General features: G+C 53.0%; 11 protein-coding genes and 1 tRNA gene. 5 read left to right on the forward strand and 7 right to left on the reverse strand.

What is annotated here, in order from left to right; all coding sequences use genetic code 11:
* The first annotated feature begins 23 nt into the window (after nucleotides 1–23).
* Nucleotides 24–905, forward strand: coding sequence for an AraC family transcriptional regulator (locus FH871_RS18520; protein WP_138992902.1), 882 nt, complete (start codon nucleotides 24–26; stop codon nucleotides 903–905).
* Here FH871_RS18520 and FH871_RS18525 read toward each other — a convergent pair.
* From FH871_RS18525 to FH871_RS18535, 3 genes are all read right to left on the reverse strand, one after another.
* Nucleotides 902–4,267: a DUF5107 domain-containing protein gene (locus FH871_RS18525; protein WP_138992903.1), complete on the reverse strand. Its 3,366-nt coding sequence runs from the start codon at nucleotides 4,265–4,267 to the stop codon at nucleotides 902–904. The two genes, FH871_RS18520 and FH871_RS18525, sit on opposite strands and share 4 nt — an antisense overlap.
* A gap of 24 nt (nucleotides 4,268–4,291) precedes the next feature.
* Nucleotides 4,292–7,177, reverse strand: coding sequence for a sugar-binding domain-containing protein (locus tag FH871_RS18530; RefSeq protein WP_138992904.1), 2,886 nt, complete (start codon nucleotides 7,175–7,177; stop codon nucleotides 4,292–4,294).
* Between the two features lie 174 nt (nucleotides 7,178–7,351).
* Nucleotides 7,352–8,386 carry a type IX secretion system membrane protein PorP/SprF gene (locus tag FH871_RS18535; protein ID WP_138992905.1) on the reverse strand — a complete coding sequence of 345 codons (1,035 nt, stop codon included), beginning with the start codon at nucleotides 8,384–8,386 and terminating at the stop codon, nucleotides 7,352–7,354.
* Nucleotides 8,387–8,636: 250 nt separating this feature from the next.
* Here FH871_RS18535 and FH871_RS18540 point away from each other — a divergent pair, with 250 nt between their 5' ends.
* Both FH871_RS18540 and ruvB read left to right on the forward strand, forming a co-directional pair.
* Entirely contained in the window at nucleotides 8,637–12,728 is a 4,092-nt protein-coding gene (locus tag FH871_RS18540) for a PKD domain-containing protein (protein ID WP_138992906.1), read from the forward strand.
* Nucleotides 12,729–12,839: 111 nt separating this feature from the next.
* A complete protein-coding gene (gene ruvB, locus FH871_RS18545; protein ID WP_138992907.1) occupies nucleotides 12,840–13,868 on the forward strand; it encodes a Holliday junction branch migration DNA helicase RuvB in 1,029 nt (342 codons plus the stop codon).
* 38 nt (nucleotides 13,869–13,906) lie between these two features.
* Here the strand turns inward: ruvB and FH871_RS18550 are convergent, their stop codons facing one another.
* The 4 genes from FH871_RS18550 to era form a co-directional block, all read right to left on the reverse strand.
* On the reverse strand, nucleotides 13,907–14,215 hold the full coding sequence (locus FH871_RS18550) for a helix-turn-helix transcriptional regulator (protein ID WP_138992908.1): 309 nt from the start codon (nucleotides 14,213–14,215) through the stop codon (nucleotides 13,907–13,909).
* A 167-nt stretch (nucleotides 14,216–14,382) separates the two neighbouring features.
* The gene (locus FH871_RS18555; protein ID WP_138992909.1) at nucleotides 14,383–15,306 is read right to left on the reverse strand and encodes a DMT family transporter; all 924 of its coding nucleotides are present in this window, start codon (nucleotides 15,304–15,306) and stop codon (nucleotides 14,383–14,385) included.
* Complete coding sequence (der, locus tag FH871_RS18560; protein WP_138992910.1) at nucleotides 15,303–16,610, reverse strand: ribosome biogenesis GTPase Der; 1,308 nt, start codon at nucleotides 16,608–16,610, stop codon at nucleotides 15,303–15,305. Before der ends, FH871_RS18555 begins: the two co-directional genes overlap by 4 nt.
* Before the next feature lie 44 nt (nucleotides 16,611–16,654).
* Nucleotides 16,655–17,572: a GTPase Era gene (gene era, locus FH871_RS18565; protein ID WP_114407539.1), complete on the reverse strand. Its 918-nt coding sequence runs from the start codon at nucleotides 17,570–17,572 to the stop codon at nucleotides 16,655–16,657.
* A 128-nt stretch (nucleotides 17,573–17,700) separates the two neighbouring features.
* Between era and FH871_RS18570 the strand changes: the two genes are divergently transcribed.
* A tRNA-Met gene (locus tag FH871_RS18570) sits at nucleotides 17,701–17,773 on the forward strand.
* A 260-nt stretch (nucleotides 17,774–18,033) separates the two neighbouring features.
* Nucleotides 18,034–18,882, forward strand: coding sequence for a DUF2911 domain-containing protein (locus FH871_RS18575; protein ID WP_138992911.1), 849 nt, complete (start codon nucleotides 18,034–18,036; stop codon nucleotides 18,880–18,882).
* Nucleotides 18,883–18,893 lie beyond the last annotated feature (11 nt).

Raw genomic sequence — 18,893 nt, forward strand, 5'->3', positions numbered from 1 at the left:
CCATACCTAGATAATATTGCGACATGATCAAAAAGAAAGAAGGCTTTGCCGGACAGCGCAGTTATGTGTTGCCGGGCGAGTTAAAGAAACTGATCGCCGTTCATCCGCTTTGTGAGTCGTTGTACATCACCGATATTGGGTATTATCCGAAAGCCGCTTTTCATGACCGCGAACGCCGGAAAGGAAGCCCGCAACACATTCTGATCTATTGCGTTCAGGGGGAAGGTTGGTACGTTCTCAACGACCGTAAATACCTTGTCAAACCCAACCAGGCCTTTATTCTGCCCGCTGACCTCGCCCATCGCTACGGAACCGACGCCCAAAATCCCTGGACCATCTACTGGCTGCATTTTACCGGTTCCAACGCGCATCATTTTTTGCAGTTTTTAAAGCAGGATACCGATCCGTCCCCGGTAACCGTGTCGCCCCAGCCCGAACGGTTTCAACTCTTCGACGACATTCTGTCGCACGTTGAAATGTCGTATAACATGGACAATATTGTGTATGCCAACAGCAGTCTGTCGCGGTTTCTGGCCACGTTCAACAATGCGGTTTATAACCCCAACCAGTTTGCCCAACCCGAAAATGACCCGATCAGCCGAACCATCGCGTTCATGAAAGAGAACCTGAGCAAGAACCTGACGCTGGAAGATCTGGCTCAGATTGCGGGCATGTCGGCGTCGCATTATTCGGCGGTTTTCCGGACCAAGGTCCAAAGTGCGCCCATCAATTTCTTTACCTTTTTAAAGATTCAGGAATCCTGTCGTTTGCTCGAAAACACGCAATTGCGCATCAAGGAAGTCGCCTATCAGATCGGGTACAGCGACCCGTACCACTTCAGCCGGGTTTTTGCCCACGTCATGGGCGTGTCTCCGCGCGACTTCCGCAAACTCCGGAAATCTTAACCCGACACTTCCTGCGCCGTTAGAAAATCGACCATTTTCCGGTGCAAAGCTGCGCCCTGGTGGTTGCGGTCGCTAGCCAGTACGCCATCAAAACAGGCTAGCGCTTGTTCAACATGACCGTTTCCTAGGCCCAGATGACCTAAGCCCATCAGATAGAGACAACTGATGCGGTTTCGCTCGTTCAGATCGGCGTCAAACACCAGCAGATCGGGAAGCGATACCGCGAAATAGTCGATCTTGATGGCGTCGTTCAGGTGCGTTTCTCCGTACTGAATCAGCGTCTTGAAGAGCTTTTCGGCCCTTTCATGCTGCCCCAGTTTTTTCCGGGCCAGTCCCTGATAAAACAGTTTATCCGGTTGCTGATCGTTGTAGAAAACCGCCTGCACCGGTGCATCCAGACCGACTGATGCCCGCTCAAAATACGACCGGGCGGTTTGCGTTTCGCCCAGCGCTTCGCAGGCCAAGCCTTTCAAATAGAAAATATCAGGCTCCTGCACGCCATACAGTTTGCCTTCGCCCAGATTGACCGGATAGGTTTCAGCGGCCGTCAGTAAAGTCAGGGCCTCCGAATAATCCGCATTTTGCAACGCCTGTTTCGCCAGTTCGATGTGGCAAATCAGGTACTGACTCACCACTTTGCCTTCGCCCCCCTCCCACGGATGGAATTGCCGGGCGGCCAGCAGGTCGCGGGCCTTTTCATACGCGCCGAGTTGGTTATACAGCGTGATTCTCTCTAAAGACAAATCATCGCGCTCTTCGGTTGTATCAAGATGTTTTTCCAGTAGTGCCAGCCGCTCTTCGTGCGGCTCATTCAGCTTTTTATACAACTGATCCAACTCCATCAGTACCCGCGCGTCGGCAGTATCCAGTGCAAAGGCGGTTTCCAGTGCCACCCGTGCTTTGTCGGCCTGTTGCTGTTTGTTGTAATACGCCAAAGAGAGATTCCGGTGAACGGTGGGAAAGGTATCATCGAGACTCACGGACCGCTCCCAGGCGTCGATGGCTTCGTCATATTGCCGGTTGCCATACCAGAAATTACCCAGAAAATACCAGGCATGGGCGTGATTAATCGGCTGATCATCCGGTTTTTGCAAAACCGCCCATTGCAAAACCGTCAATTCTTCCAGCCGGTTGGGGAAGACAAAATCCGGGCTGGCTTCCGTAGCTTTTTTGAGATGATCGTGAGCGGTTTCGGGCTGTCCCAACTGCGCATGAAAATAAGCTAGAAAGTAATACACCATCGGATAAACCGCTTTTCCGGTTTTCAACAATTCCGAGAGCAATTGAATCGCTTCGTCGTACAAACCGGCCCGGCTGTAATCCAGCGCGTAGTCCAGGTAGGTATGGACGTTGTACCGCATCAGGTCGTTAAGCTGGCTCCGCGTCTGGGCCGCAGCCGTTGCGTCGCTGGTTTGCTCGATAAGCGATTTTTCAAATAGACAGCCGAAGTGAAACCGGTCGATCGCCAGGGTGTCGCCGATGAGCTGCAAAGCCTCGCGGGTTCGCCTGGTTTTCCGCAGCAAAGCGACTTTCAAATGCCGCGCCGAATGGCCGTGCCAGTTTCGCGCCAGCGACCGCTCGACCAGTTCGAGGGCCTGGGTGTAGGTTTTTCGCCGGGTGGCAATGCGAGCCAGTTCCAGAAAGCTGGTGTCCTGCCAGGCGGCATTCCAGGTGGCTTTGAAAAACGCGTCGAAAGCTTCGTCATACCGCCCCAACCCCTGCAAACACAGGCCGAGATTGTAATACGGTTCGCCGTCGTACGGATTCGGATTTCGCTGGATCAGCGTCTGAATGGCTTGCCTGAAATACGGTTCCGCTTTGGCGAACTGACCGCGTTTCATATGCCAAAGCCCCAGGGCGTTGTTGCAGCGCACATCCTTCGGATCACGGCGCAGCGCTTCTTCGTAATAATTGGTGGCGATATAGGTTGCGTGGCGGTATTGCTCGATGTGCAAACCCGTCAGATACAACTGTTCATTGTTTTCCACCTCGGCGGGGTCCAGGGCGGCTTGGGCCGGTTCCGGAATGGTAGTCTCCGTAGGCTCGTCGGGCTGGTAAGCGACCAATTCCAGGCCGTCAGTGGTTTCGACGCTCAGGCGGAGTTGCGTGGGGTTTTGAATTTCCAGCGGTATTTCATGCAGAAACGGTTGTTCCGGCGAAAGCTCAATCCGTTGTTCAAAAACCACGTCTCCATTTTTTGTCAATCGAATGACGGCTCCGGCGTACACGGCGGTGGCATACGCACTGATCTGAACGGTTTTGTCGGTAAGTTCCAGATTGACAGCGGCTTCCTTCGTGGCGTTTTTAACGATGCCGATTTCGCTGTAGGGCATGAAATACTGCACAAACGTCCGCTCCTCGTTGGGCATGATCCACGAAAAATCGGGTTGGTTGTCCGTGAAAACGCCGGTCATCAGTTCGATGTACGGCCCGTCTTCGTCAGTCAGGTTGCGATCCCAGGCGTAGCCGAACTCGCCGTTGCCCCAGGTCCACTGCTTTTTGCCCGGCGACAGGTGGTGGCTGGCCACGTGCAGCAAACCGCCCCGGCTGTCGTGTTCATAACCGCCCATGAAATCATACTTCGATGCCACGGCCATGTAGGACGTCGGCACCGGAATGTTCTTATACCGGGAAATGTCCGTCCCCGGCGAATAATCCACTTTGTAATACGTCCCGGTGGCAATCGGAAACGACGAAACATCTCGTTTTCCGTGATCGAAAACCGCATACACATCCGGCGGAAAAACCGACTGGTAGTAATCGTTTACTTTGACGGCCGGATTCGTCCACCACAAAAAAGTCTGGGGAACGGGCGTACGGTTGTACAGCACGCCCTGAATTTCGAGGTAGGCTTTGTCGGGATACAGCCGAAAACCGGCCATGCCTTTGGTGTGAAACATCCGTTCCACCTCGCTGACCCACACGGTTTTGGAACCGTCGGGATGCGCTTCGGTCGTATAATCCACCGGCTCAAAGGTGCTGGGGCGGTGGTGTTGTGGCCAGTTAAACTCAATTCCGCCCGAAATCCACGGCCCCGTCAGCCCGACCAGTGCCGGTTTGATGACCTGGTTATAATAGACGAAATGACGGTTTTTAATTTTATCGTAGGCCATCTGAATCCGCCCGCCCAACTGGGGCAACACCATGATTTTCAGGTAGCGGTTTTCCAGAAAAACCGCCTGATACGTCCGGTCCTCCTTGTGATCGTCGATCTTTTCGATCACGGCGTGCGGATACACCACCCCGCTACTGCCCTGATACACCCGTTTTTCCAGAAACATCGGATTTTTTTCGGGTGCGCCGACACCATAGGTGGGAATCACAACCGATTCTTCCCACACAGTTACTTCCTGCAAAGCCATAAATAGAGGTCTTTCAAAATAGTTTTAGTCGTTTTTAGCGGGCGTAAGCAGAGACGTTTCGGCCTGAAACAACTGGTTTACCTGATCGAGTGCCAGCTCGTTCGCGGGTTTAAACTGGCCGCTGTTCATGTAGTTCAGCAGGCTGTATTTCAACTGCCGGGCGGCCGGGCGTTTGGCCAGATCACTTTCCAGATCGATGCTGCATATCAGCAATTTTCCCTTGCCAACCCGGCCTTCAAACGCCAGCGACAACCGGCGGTTTTCAAACCAGGTATCAATCGGCTGAATCAGCGGACGGAGGTTTTTCGGAAAATCGTTCAGAATGACGGTTTGGGAATGGCTGACCAGATCCTGCCACTGGTAGTTGCTGCTGGCTTCGGTCGGGAAGCTGGCAAACAGCGGGTGAGCCGGATTGCAAACCAGACCAAGCGTGTGTGGAGCCTGCCCCTTGGTCCAGGATGTGTTCCAGAAAACACTCGAAAATCCAATCTCCACTTCGGCCCCTTTGCCTTTTTTGACGTGTCCGTAGGGCAGCAACAGAACGTTCGCACCGTTCTGCAATTGATTGACGACATCGGGCGTCAAGGTGTGGGCAACGATGACTTTCCCCGTAGCCGCATCGGCGTTAACACCCGCCGGATAGACCCAGAAATTCCAGGAATTCGTACTCTCAGCCCCTTTCAACGCGACTTTCAGCGTAAGCATCTCCGGTTTTTTGAATCCCGCGAGCGGCAATTGAATGGTCCCGACCGACTGGAGGTTGTCAATCGCTATTTTATCTTTGGTTAACGAACCACTCCGTTTCACTTTTCCGGCTGCATCCAGCACCTGCCAGAGCACGGTTTGGTTGGTCAATTCGCCCGCGCCAAAGTGAGCGATTTCCACAGCCGCCTGAAGTGTTTCATTGTTTTCATACACGAGCTTTTCCATGCGTGCCAGCAAAACCGTCGGGCTGCAAAACGTGCGGTATTCCTCGGGAGTCGTGTAGCCTTTGGATTCCCAGAAAACATCCAGCGCGCCCACCAGCGCGGTGCCCTGTCCCGGAAAATCGTGCAAGCCCAGCAACTGAAAACCGGCAAAACCGGGCGTTCGCAGAGCCGCTTCGATGTCGGCTTTGTAGCAGAGCGTCTGCAAGCGACCCGACGAGTGCAGAAACGCTTCGGCCTGATCGCCCATGCCGTTGGCTTCGAGCGTTTCTCTGAAGATTTCAAAATTTTTCGCCCGCACCACGCCGGTGTATTTGGCAATCTCCTTGAAATTCGGATAAACGCACCATTGCCCGATTTCGTGGCTGACGTAGGGAGCCGTAGCGGTTTTGGTAATCTCGCGCCAGTCGTAGCTGGTTTTGGGCGTTCCCGCGTTGATGATGCTTTTCACACCCTCGCCCCACCGCTGAATCCGGGCGTCGGAATGGATATGAAACTGGCTTTCAGGAATCATCGGCCAGCCCGCGCCACTGGTGTAGAGTCGGCGGTTGTCTTTCTGTTTGAAGTGATCGACCCAGCGACCCAGAAACTCGTTCTGCTCGGGTCCGGCCGGTTCATTGCCGTACGACATCATGCAGAACGACGGGTGATTGCCGTACGCTTTCAGCATGCGTTCCGATTCCTGGTAAATGAAATCGTCGATCACGCCACCGGTTCCGACGGCGCTGCTCTGGTTGGCCCAAAGCGGACTTTCTACGTACAGATACACGCCAAGCCGGTCGGCCACGTCGAAAGCCGCTTCGGGCGGGCACCACGAGTGGAAGCGCAGGTGATTCAGGCCGTAACTTTTGGCGGTTTTCATGATTTTTTCCCAATACGGTTCCGTGGTTGGCGGATAGCCCGTCAGCGGAAACGTAGCGCATTCGACGTCGCCCCGCAGAAAAATCGGACGACCGTTGATGGCCAGCCGCGTTCCGCTCGTACCCATTTCGCGCATTCCGAACGTCACCTCCCGTTCCGATAGCAACTCGCCCTGATCGCTGACCAGCCGAACCTGCAGTTTGTACAGGTTGGGGTTGAACTCGTCCCAAAGCTGTGGATTGGGTATGGCATACGACGGAGTCAACGTGGTTTCTTCGCTGTTGAACCGAACGGGCTGCGTGAATTCCGGCAAAGCCGCGCCATTTTTTTGCAAATTCCGGGCCTGTAGAATCAGCTTCCCCTGAAATTCCTGGTGCCGGGGCTGGCGAAGCGCCAGCGACACGTTGATCGATTGAGTCGCCAGATTTGGAAAGGCCTGAACGTTTTCAATATACGTTGGGGCTTCAGTGGTTAACGACAAATCACCGACCAGCCCATTCCAGTTGGTTTGCGTATGATCAGCAACGCTGTGAGAATTGGGGCCAATGTGCAGTTTATACCGGTTATCGACCCGAATGGCGATGGTATTGTTGCCCGGTCGCAGGTGTTTGGTCAGGTCGAACTGGTGGGGAGCCACGAGGGAGTTGCGTGTGCCGCAGAACTGGCCATTAACGTATACCATCGTTTCCCAATGGCAGCGTTCCAGATTCAGCGTGATGCGTTTTTTGGCCCAGTTGGCGGGAATTTCGATTTGGCGTCGATACCAGGCCGGGCCGGCGTAATACTTGACGGACTGGAGCCAGAACGGTATTTTGATGGGGTTTTCCCGGTATTTTTTGTAGCTGTCCGCGAAAAAATACGTGCTATCGATGACATCGCCCACCCAGGGTGTTTGCAGGGTAATGTCATTTCCTTTTCCGTTTTCCGTTAAAGAACCCGGCAGTTTCACCCGATCGGGGTAGGTTCCTTGCCACCAGTGTTCCCGCAAACCCAGATCGGCGGGGTCTAAACGAAGTTGCCACTCTCCGGCGAGCGAAAGTTTGGGTTGACTGACGGCTTGTGTAGAATTGGCAAGCCAGCTTCCGATTGAAAGGATAAAAATGAATAGTCCCCTTTTTTGCATTGTGAACCCGATCTGGCGGTTTATGATCACCCGTGATCTACCTAATCGTCATGCAAAAAAGACAAATTCATATAAAATAAACCATAGAGTTTATTTGGGAAAAGATGGATAATTTAACGGAAATGCCGGCCACCCTCAACCAGAGGGTGGCCGGCATTTCACGAAACAAAGCGATTAGAATTTCGGGCAGGAAAGCTGCTTGCGAGCTTTGCGGTTTTTCGGTTTGCCCGAAGGAAAATTCTCGAAGGTATACGACAGCGAAATTTCATGAGCACCCCCGCTGCCTGGTCCGAGCGAGGAGATGGTGGCATCGTAGCTATAGCCAATCGAAAAATTGTCCTGACGAAAACCGGCCAACACAATCAGTGATTCGCGGTTGGTGACGCTCGGAGCATATTTTTTCAATGGCAAACCACGGTACCACAGCCCGACCACCATCGGCGAATAGGTCATGTAAACGCCCAGATCCAGTTGGTCGTACTTGCCCTGATACCGGTAGTTGATCGCGGGGGATATCGTTTTTTCACGATCCCATTCGTCGCCCAGGCCGGTGAAACCCGCGAAGGGAATCCGCAGCCCGGCGTGGACGCTCCCTTTCATCGGAAGACGGCTTTCGTCGCTCAGGACAAAAACGCCCTGATTGGGTCGCCCGAGGTGGTGAGCCGCCACACCGATCCAATACCAGTCGGAATACAGCAAACCGCCGGTTGAAAAATCCAGATAAGAAAGCGTTGGTGAGCCGTTGGAAACCACGGGGTCGGTGGTGGGATTGCCGGTAAAGCCGCCGTTGTTATACTGGTCGCCAAAGGTGAGGCCAAACCAGTTGATCGAGCGGTTTACGTAGGAGCCCTGAACGCCCAGCCGCACGAACGTCTGTTCGGCCAATTGAATCTGGTAGGAATATTGTAATCCAATGTCGGTGGAACGGATGCGCCCCTGACCCTGGTTATCGCTTTGCAGCATCAGGCCGACCCCGCTGTTGTAGCGGTCGAAATAGTGATCGACACTCACCATGGAGGTCACGTAATTGGTCACGGCGGGCCATTGGTTCCGGTAGTTGACCGTTACCCGTGGCGCCAGGGCCGAACCGGCAAAAGCCGGGTTTAAGTACATGGGAGCCGCATAGAACTGCGAAAACTGCGGATCCTGCGCCCAAACCGTTCCGGCGATCAGCAAGCCAAAGAGGAGAAGAAGGTAACGTTTTAACATAACTGTATCTTTAGTGCAAACAACTTGCCAAACTGGTTCCGGGAAAACACTAAAACATAAACGTTTTTTTACCGTAAAATTGCACTTGACCGCCTAGATAAAGGTAGTAGTAACGGATGAAACGGATGAATGGAGTCCTATAAAATTTTTATAGCTGCCGTTTCGTTTACAATAACGTACTGCCGACCTTCACTGTTATGTTCACAGCCACTGGGAAAACCGGCAACCTACTTGATTTTATTAGCAGCGAATGACAACCTATACAGGAATGGTACGGCGGTTGGGATGGATGCTTCTGTGTTGGGGGCTGTTTGCCGGTATGGCCCGGGCGCAGTCGGGCATTAAGGTGAGCGGCAAGCTTTGCATTCCGGATCCATCTTGCGAGAATGGCCCCGCCGTGATGTTTGAAGATACCGTGCCGAATGTACGCTCCCGAACGTGGGATTTTGGTGACCCTTCTACTGCTGCGGATACGTCCACGGCGGCAAAACCGAGTTATGCCTATAAAAACCCCGGAGACTATACGGTTTCGGTGACCCGAACACTGCAGAATGGGTCAACACTGCGCACGGATACGACGATCACAATCGGCGTCCCGCCTACCCAGTTTCAGAACTGGCGGACGGACACCATGCTTTGTAACGGTCAGAAAATCACGCTCGATCCATATCCCAACGGCGCTCCGGCGGGTGCCAGTTTTCTCTGGTATCCCAAAGGCGACACGACGCAGACCATTCAGGTCGACAGCGCGGGCTGTTATTCGGTGGAAGTCTGGATTGGTACACAGGCGGATAAACAGAAAGTCTGCTCGGTGGAAGACCGGATCAATGTGCAGGTCTGCGGACAGCGGCCGGAACAGCAAGGGGCCAAGTGGTATTTCGGAAACAATGCCGGGATCGACTTCTCCGGCGGCAGTCCCACACCGCTCGACGACGGAAAACTCAACACCATCGAAGGTTCGTCGTCAATCTCCAACACCAAAGGACAACTTCTGTTTTATACCGGCGGGGTGCTCATTTACGACAAAAACGGCAATCTGATGAAACCGCTCAACCCGGCAGATACCGCCCAGTTGCAGGGGAGTCAGACCTCGACGCAGTCGGCCCTGATTGTGCCGCAACCCACCTGTAAAGGCTGTGAATACCTCTACCGGGTGTATACAACCTCCGAAATCAACGGCAAAAAAATCCTGAGTGTCAGCGTGGTCGACATGCGGTATAACCAGGGAACGGGTGCCATTATTGAAAAAAATACGCTGGTCGATTCGCTGACGACGGAACGACTGGCTTCGGTGCGGAACGACCGCGATACAACCTACTGGGTCATTTCCCACGATTATGGCAATAACAAATTTCAGGTCTACCATGTGACGAAAGCCGGAGTTGAAGGACCGGAAGAATATGCCCTCGGAATGCCCCACGACACCACGACGAAGGGCGAAGGTTACATGAAAATTGGTCCGGCAGATACGACCGGCAACGGAAACCGCCCCATCGCGGTGGTGGTGCCCGGCCCACCCACCAACTACGTCGAAGTGTTTACCTTTAACGATTCGACCGGAGTCATGACGGCTGGGCCAGCCATCAACATTGGTCCCGCCCCGCCCAAAGCCTACGGGGTCGAGTTTTCGCCGGATGGGTCGAAACTCTACGTTTCGTTACAGGGCGATACGGCCAATGCGTCCCAGATTCTGATTTATGACCTCACGAATCCGGACCCTGCCGCCATTGAAGCGTCCAAAACCGTGCTCGACAGTACCCGAAGCCGACAATACGGGGCCTTACAAATTGGCTCCGACGGAAAAATTTACGTGGCCATCAAGGATGGAACCAGTCTGGGCGTGATCGACAACCCGAACGATGAACTGCTGGCCCCCGCCACCTTCGACCCGAATGGACTCAATCTGAACGGCCCCACCAGCCAGTTGGGTTTGCCCAACATGGTCGCCAACTTCAACGAACCGTCCAGTTCTCCCGGTTTTTCGTACGCCGACACCTGCGCCGGTTCGCCCACGCAGTTTACGGTGACGCCCATGTGTCCGCCGTTGAAGGACAATTATACCTGGAATTGGGGCGACAACAGTGCACCCTTTAGTTCGACGGCCACGCAGGCTACGCACACCTACAACGAACCGGGGGTGTATTCGGTCAGTCTGCGTATCGTGACCATGCGGTCGGATGGGGGAATCTGTAAGGACACGGTTATCACACAGGATGTTACCATTGTTCGGACGCCTGACCCGATTAATCTGGGGCCAGACATTGACAGTTGCAAGAATATGGTGACGCTGGATGCCAAAGTGGAGGCCAGTGTCTACATCTGGATCCGAAACGGGCGATTGATACGAGGGTATAATGAACGAACGTTGCCCGTGACCGTGCCCGGATCGCCGGGTTATAACGGCATAACATCCGGAACTTTCGTTGTCATTGCGGCCAATGGCGGTTGTTTTTCAAGTGATACGATTCGAGTTTCATTGCGCCGTCCGCCCAATTTCACGCTGGGTCCCGACACCACGCTCTGTCTGAACAGTTCCCTGACGCTGACCGCCCGGGGCAGTGGCTGGAACAGCTTCCAGTGGAGCAACGGTTCGACCGAGCGGGAAACCACGATTACCCAAGCCGGAACGTATTCGGTCATTGTTCGGGATGTGAACGGCTGCGAGAATACCGACACCGTGGCGGTGGTTGCTTTACCCAAACCGGTCGTTACGGCTTTCATGACTCCTCCCACGGGTTGTACGACGACGGACGGAAGCATCCGGCTCAGCGTTGGATCGGCCACGGTTCGGCGGTTTGAGTGGAGTTCTGGCGGGCAACCGCTCAGTGATACGACCGCGCTGTTGCAGGGTATCCGCGATGGTGAGTATACCGTTCGGATCATCAGCGACAACGCCTGTACGGTCGACACGACCTTGACGCTGCGATCCAACAACAGCATTGAGGTTCAGGCCGATCCGCAGACGGCATTGTGTACGGTTCCGCAGAGCGGCTCGATTCAACTCACGATTGTGCGGGGACGACCGACGGAGTTTATCTGGCGGGACGCCAATGGTGTTGTGGTGGGCAACGGTTCCGGTCTGACGGGCATCAACGGTGGCGTTTATAGCCTTGAAGCCCGCGATACGGGGGGCTGTCTGGATACGCTGAACAACATCCGGGTTCCGGTCGATACCACCGGTTTTGTTTCCCTGGGGCCTGATCGGGGCAAATGCATTGGCGATACGGTCCAATTGTCGACGCTGGTGCAAACGCCAGGCGATGTTTACCTCTGGAACAGCGGTCAGACTACCCCTTCGATCAATGTAACGACGGCTGGCCCTTACCGCCTGACGGTTCGCAACTCGATTACGGGTTGCCAGGGGTCTGACGAAGTAGTGGTTACTTTCAACGCCAAACCGGTTGTGGAAGCCGGGCTTCCGCAGGAAATATGCGCCAATTCGCCCAGTTTTACACTCAGTGGTGCGACACCCCTGGGGGGATTCTGGACGGGCCGGGGCGTCGACAGTACGGGGCGTTTCACTCCCGCCGATAGTCTGGCCGGGCCGAACCCCATTGTGCTAACCTATTCAGCTTCTCAGGGCGGTTGTGTCGCTTTCGACCGTAAGATTGTCTTTGTTCAGGTTCCGCCGACGGTGAGCCTGGGTCCCGATACGACGCTTTGCCCATCGCCAACGCTCCGACTGGAAGTAACGGCATCACCGGGGGCAACGTATCGGTGGTCGACGGGAGCCACCACGTCGTCGATTCAACCCACCACATCCGGTAGTTATTCCGTGGTAGCCACATCCGGGGCCTGTACGGCGACCGATGAAGTGAATCTGACCTTTCTGCCGCTCCCGTCTTTCGATCTGACGCGTGAGGTTCCGTTGTGTGTCGGCGATCAGGGCCGGGCGGTTTTGCAGGTATCGGGAAACAGTACGCAGACGTATTTCTGGCCCCATTCCGGTGACACAACGCCCCGAATAACCGTTCTTGAGGTAGGCCGTTATGCCGTTCGGGTGACAGGTGCTAATGGCTGTGCGGCTCTGGATACGGCGGTGGTGGTAGACAAGTGCGAGCCCCGGGTCGTGATCCCCGATGCCTTTACGCCGAACGGCGACGGCAACAATGATTTACTGGATGTTTTTACGTCTTACGTAACGGATTTTGAGCTTCGGGTCTTTAATCGCTGGGGTGAAGTGATTTTCGTTTCCAATGATCCGGAACAAAAATGGGATGGCAATTACCGGGGACAGGCCTATCCGTCGATGGTGTATGCCTATACGGTAAACTTCAAAAGTCTCTATTATCCGGAGCGGCCAAAAGTGCTGAAACGCGGTTCGATTCTGCTGGTTCGATAGTGCAAATATGCCCGAAATTCTGTATATTTGAATGAAAACAACGCTTGGATAAGTACTTGAAAAACAGGCTTATTTTAAGTATAAACAACAAATACGTCCATTCAAATACCGATGCGGAAAGACATTTTGAAAGGTACCAACGAAGGGATGACGGCGACCGAAAAGGAGATTGAACGCGCTTTGCGGCCGCTGTCATTCGAAGACTTTACGGGTCAGGCCAAAATACTCGAAAACCTGCGGATTTTTGTACAGGCCGCTCTCCAGCGTGGCGAAGCGCTCGACCACGTGCTGCTCCACGGCCCTCCGGGTTTGGGCAAAACCACCCTCTCGCACATCGTTGCCAATGAACTGAATGCCAGCATCAAGATGACCTCCGGCCCGGTGCTCGACAAGCCGAGCGACCTCGCCGGTTTGCTGACCAATTTGCAGGAAAACGATGTGCTGTTTATCGACGAGATTCACCGGCTCAACCCCGTGGTGGAAGAATACCTGTACTCGGCGATGGAAGATTACAAAATCGACATCATGCTCGATTCCGGCCCGAACGCGCGAACCGTTCAGATCAAACTGAACCCGTTTACGCTGATCGGAGCCACCACCCGCGCCGGGTTGCTGACGTCGCCGTTGCGGGCGCGGTTTGGGATCAATGCCCGGCTGGAATATTACGATGCGGCTTTGCTGACCACGATTGTAAACCGGTCGGCGGCTATTCTGGGAACGCCTATTGAGGCCGATGGGGCTTACGAAATTGCCCGCCGGAGTCGCGGAACGCCCCGGATTGCCAACAACCTGCTTCGCCGGACGCGCGATTTTGCGCAGGTGAAAGGCAAAGGCATCATTACGGTTGCGATTGCCGAAATGGCTCTGCGGGCGCTCGATGTGGACCAGAATGGTCTGGATGAGATGGACAACCGGATTCTGACGACGATCATTGATAAATTCAAAGGTGGGCCGGTCGGGCTGTCGACCATTGCGACGGCCTGTGGCGATGAGGCCGAAACGATCGAGGAAGTATACGAACCGTTTTTAATTCAGGAAGGCTATCTGAAACGAACGTCGCGGGGGAGGGAAGCGACTGAAAAGGCGTATAAACACCTGGGCATTGTGCCCGCATATCGGGACGGGGAGTTGTTCTCCTGAAAAACAAAAAAGGGAAGCGATACTGCTTCCCTTTTTTGTTACGCCAGAATTTTACTGCGGTAAATGCAATCGATAATTTCGGCTATCGAATTGTCTACCAGAAAGTAGTAAATGTTTTTGCCACTTCGCCGGATTTCAAGAATTCCTTTGTCGCGCATATTAATGAGATGGTGTGAGATCAACGACTGTTCTGCGTTCAGGTTCTTATAGATCGTTGATACGTTTAATTCCTTGTGCTCATTCAACATCTGGATGATCTTGATGCGCAGCGGATGAGCGACGGCCTTCAATACATAAGCGGCCCGCTCAATCTTTTTTTCGTCGTTAACTACGGTTTCCTTTGTCATGATTCTGTGTGCAATTTAGGTGCGTAAAGTAACTGAAATTTAGTTATTTATACACGATAAGCAAAAAAATATGCCGGTAACATTGATATGTTAATCTATTTAAAAAGGGTCTAAAACTAGTTAAGCAGGGCAACGTAATTAGCAGACAAATTCGGTTGGGTGTCCGGTTATTTGCGGCCTTTCCAGCCAATCAGAAAGACGCCGAGCAATACCAGTAATGTACCGAAAAGCTGGGAAATCGAGATGGTTTCGTCTAAAAGCGTAGTGGCCAGAACGATGGTGAAAATAGGGCCGATGCTGGCGACAATGGAGGCATTGCCGGAACCGATGCGTTTGATGCCCTCGGCGATCATAAACGTCGGAATCACGGTGACCAAAACCGCCATCAGCAGGGCCAGCCCGTACACCGGAGCGGCAAACCGGAACAAATCCAGGCCGTTGGCGATCAGACAATGGAGAACGATGGCCAGGGTGGCTGCAATCATGGCGTAGCAGGTATACCGCTGGGCGCCCACGCGGGCAATCATGGTATCGCTGCCCACCAGATAAACGGCGTAGACCAGTCCACTTAGAATGACCCAGAACGCTCCCAGAAATACGTCTTTCTGCTGCCCGGAGTTGATGTTAGGGGCAAACGCTACCATGATCCCGGCATATGTCAGCAGCACCGCCAGAATCTGCAACCGGTTGACTTTACGGCCATACACCACGCTGCCGAGCAGCAGGACGAATGTGGGATAGACAAACAGCAGAATCCGCTCCAGACTGGCTGTAATATAGACCAGACCCAGGAAATTCAGGAAACTAGCGATGTAGTAGCCCGTCAGGCCGAGCATACCCAGTTTTAACCAGCTCTGGGCGGATAAATGAACCGGCGGTAGCCGCCGGGAAAGATTCAGGGCAATGGCCACGTAGAACGGCAACGCAAAAACCATCCGCAGCGTCAGCAGCGAAATCGCGTCGATCGGATACTGGTAGGCTATTTTGATTAAAATGCCCTTTAAGGCAAAACAAAACGCTGCCAGAAAAACCAGCAGCGCTCCAATCCAATACCGTGTCCGAGTTGATGCCGTTGTCTGCGGACCCCTCATTTTTGCCGGAAAAATATTGTTATCGGTGCTCCGTCGAACCCGAAGTGATCGCGGAGTTTGTTTTCCAGATACCGGGTATACGGTTCCTTGATGTACTGCGGCAGGTTACAGAAAAACACAAACGTGGGCGACGGCGTCGGTAACTGAATCATATATTTGATTTTGATCAGCTTTCCTTTCGTTGCCGGGGGCGGGTAGTTCATGATTTCCTGTTGCATGGCCTCGTTGAGTTTCGAGGTCGAAATTTTCTTGTGCTTGTTTTCGTAGACCTCCATCGCCTTTTCCATGACCTGGAAAATCCGCTGTTTTTCTACGACCGAAGCGAAAATAACGGGCAGGTAATCGATCGGTGCCATGCGCTGCACGATTTCCTTTTTCCACGTATCGGCGGTTTTGGTATCTTTTTCGATGGCGTCCCATTTGTTCACCATCAGCAGAACCCCCTTTTTGGCCCGAACGGCCTGTCCGATAATGTTCATATCCTGCGCTTCCAGACCGCGTGTGGCGTCCAGCATCACAATCACCACATCCGACTCTTCCAGGGCCTTTAGCGAGCGCATAACCGAGTAAAACTCGATGTTGTCCTTCACTTTGGCTTTGCGCCGGATCCCGGCGGTATCGGTCAGGATAAAATCCTTGCCAAAAGCTTTGTAACGGGTATCGATGGCGTCGCGGGTGGTGCCGGCAATGTCGGTCACAATACTGCGTTCTTCGCCGATCAGGACGTTCAGAAACGACGACTTTCCAACATTCGGACGGCCCAGGATGGCGATACGGGGGATGCCCGCATTCGGATCTTCGACACCATCGGAGGGAAAATGCTTCACGACTTCGTCCAGCAAATCGCCCGTACCGGTCCCGGTCAGGGACGAAATCGGGAATGGATCTCCCAGACCCAGCGCGTAAAATTCGCCGACGGAGTTCTGGCGCAGCACGGTTTCGGATTTGTTGGCAACCACGATGACCGGTTTTTTCGACCGGCGCAGCACGTCGGCAAAATCCTTGTCCATGTCGGTCAATCCGGCCATGGTATCGACCATGAATAAAATAACGGATGCTTCGTCGATGGCGATCTGAACCTGTTCCCGAATGGACTCTTCAAAAACGTCATCCGATCCGACCACATAACCGCCGGTATCGATGACGGTAAAATACTTCTCGGTCCAGTCGGCATACCCGTAATGACGGTCGCGGGTTACGCCCGGCTGGTTATCCATGATGGCCTGGCGCTGTTCTACCAATTTATTAAACAGCGTCGATTTACCGACATTCGGTCGGCCCACAATTGCTACAATATTTGCCATGATTCACTTTAGAGGAAAGAAGGAGCGCGTTGGCTGGCCTTCGGTTATTCTTCGTACCCAAACCTCTTCAGCGACCGTTCTTTGGTACGCCAATCGGGTTCAACTTTTACGTATTGTTCAAGGAACACCTTCTTGCCGAAGAAGCGTTCCAGTTCCTCACGGGCCATAATACCCGTTTTTTTAATCATTTTACCCCCTTCGCCCAGCAAAATCGCCCGCTGAGTAGCCCGCTCAACCAGGATTTCCGACTGGACAACGATGATGTCGTCTTTTTCTTTAAAGCCCGTGATGATCACTTCACAACTGTAGGGAACCTCTTTTTTGTAGTTCAGGAAAATCTTCTCGCGAATGATTTCTGAGGCAAAAAAGCGCTCGGGCCGGTCGGTCAATTCGTCTTTCGGGAAATAAGGCGGATGAACCGGCAGGCGGCTTACAATGGCTTTAAAGACATGCTTGATGTTGATGTCGGTGAGGGCGGAAATCGGAATGATGGCTTCGGATTTGAAGTTCTCCTTCCAGTACTGAATTTTCTCCTCCACCTGTTCGGGGGTCGCCAGATCGATTTTGTTGATGAGCAACAAAACCGGGGTCTGCGTTTTCTGCAACCGTTCGATCACGTCATTTTCGTCGTATTTCTCGAAAATGTCGGTCACGAACAAAATCACATCCGCGTCTTCCAGCGAACCGCGCACAAAACTCATCATCGATTCATGCAACCGGTATTGCGGCTTGATAATACCGGGCGTATCCGAATAGACCAACTGAAACTCCTGCCCGTCGTGCACCCCGTTGAGGATGCCCATGATGCGGTGGCGGGTGGTTTGCGCTTTTGACGTGATGATCGAAAGCCGCTCGCCCACCAATTGATTCATCAGCGTCGATTTGCCGACATTGGGCTTACCGATGATGCTGACATAGCCGGCTTTATGATCCGGGCCGTACGTTTCATTTGAAATATCCATGTAATTGACAACCAATGACTACAGAAAAAAACTCCCCTCCAACTAAAAAAAATAGCGGGAGGGGGCAGATTTTTTCACAAAGGTAATTGTTTTTTATGAAAAACGCCTTACCTTTGCAGTCCCAACATCGCGGGATGGAGCAGTTGGTAGCTCGTTGGGCTCATAACCCAAAGGTCGCTGGTTCGAGTCCAGCTCCCGCTACAAAGAAAAGGTCACACAATCGTGTGGCCTTTTTCTGTTTTCAAGCAGGCTATTTTAAAAAAATACCGGATCAAGTCCCTTAGAACTACCATGAGCCGGCGGTGATTTTCAACAGCGATACGCTTAAACCGTTATTTAATATCCTCCATAAAAATCGGCCGATTGGGCCGAAAGCCAACGGACTGAATACCGGGCCAATATTGTGTACCTTTGCGTTTTGAGATAAAAACGTACCACTATTCATTCATCATTCCACTTGCATGAAGTCACTTAAGTTTCTCACAACGGTTCTTGCCATTTCTCTGACGGTGAGCGCAACCGCTCAGGCCCAGCTGAAAATACCAGCCGCCAGCCCCGCTCAACTCACTAAACAAAGTTTTGCCCTGGGCGACATTACCCTGGAATACTCCCGACCAGCCGTGAAAGGACGGACAATCTTTGGGGATCTGGTTCCCTATGACAAGGTGTGGCGGACCGGTGCCAATGCTACTTCTAAAATCACCTTTTCGTCGGATGTCAAACTCGAAGGCAAAGACGTGAAAGCAGGTACGTATGGATTATTCACCATTCCCGGTAAAACCACCTGGCAAGTCATGCTTTCCAAAGACCTCAACCTGGGGGCTAACGTGGGCGATTACAAACAGGAAAACGAAGTACTCCGGGTGTCGGTAAAACCGACTACATTGCCTAACAAAGTAGAAAACTTTACCATCAATATCGCCGATATATTACCCAGTTCGGCGGTTTTGGAAATCATTTGGGATAAAACCCGTGTTCCCGTAGCCATTACAGCCGATGTTGACCAGATCATTGTCAAGAACATCGAGACTTCGTTGGCTTCTGATAAGCCGGCCTATTTTGAGGCTGCCAGCTATTATTATGATACCAATCGGGATTTGAAACAGGCGCTTACCTGGGTAACCAAGGCTACTGAACAAAACCCCAAGGCGTTTTGGGTGATGTTACTCAAGGCTCGCATTCAACTGAAATTAAACGAAAAAGCCAATGCCATTGCCAGCGCTGAGAAAACCGTTGCCCTGGCAAGCGAAGCTAAAAACGCGGATTACGTAAAAATGGCCAACGATCTGATTGCTTCCGCTAAGAAGTAAGTAGATGCAGG

This window comes from Larkinella sp. C7 (assembly GCF_006149005.1).
In the GTDB taxonomy this organism is placed as follows: domain Bacteria; phylum Bacteroidota; class Bacteroidia; order Cytophagales; family Spirosomataceae; genus Larkinella.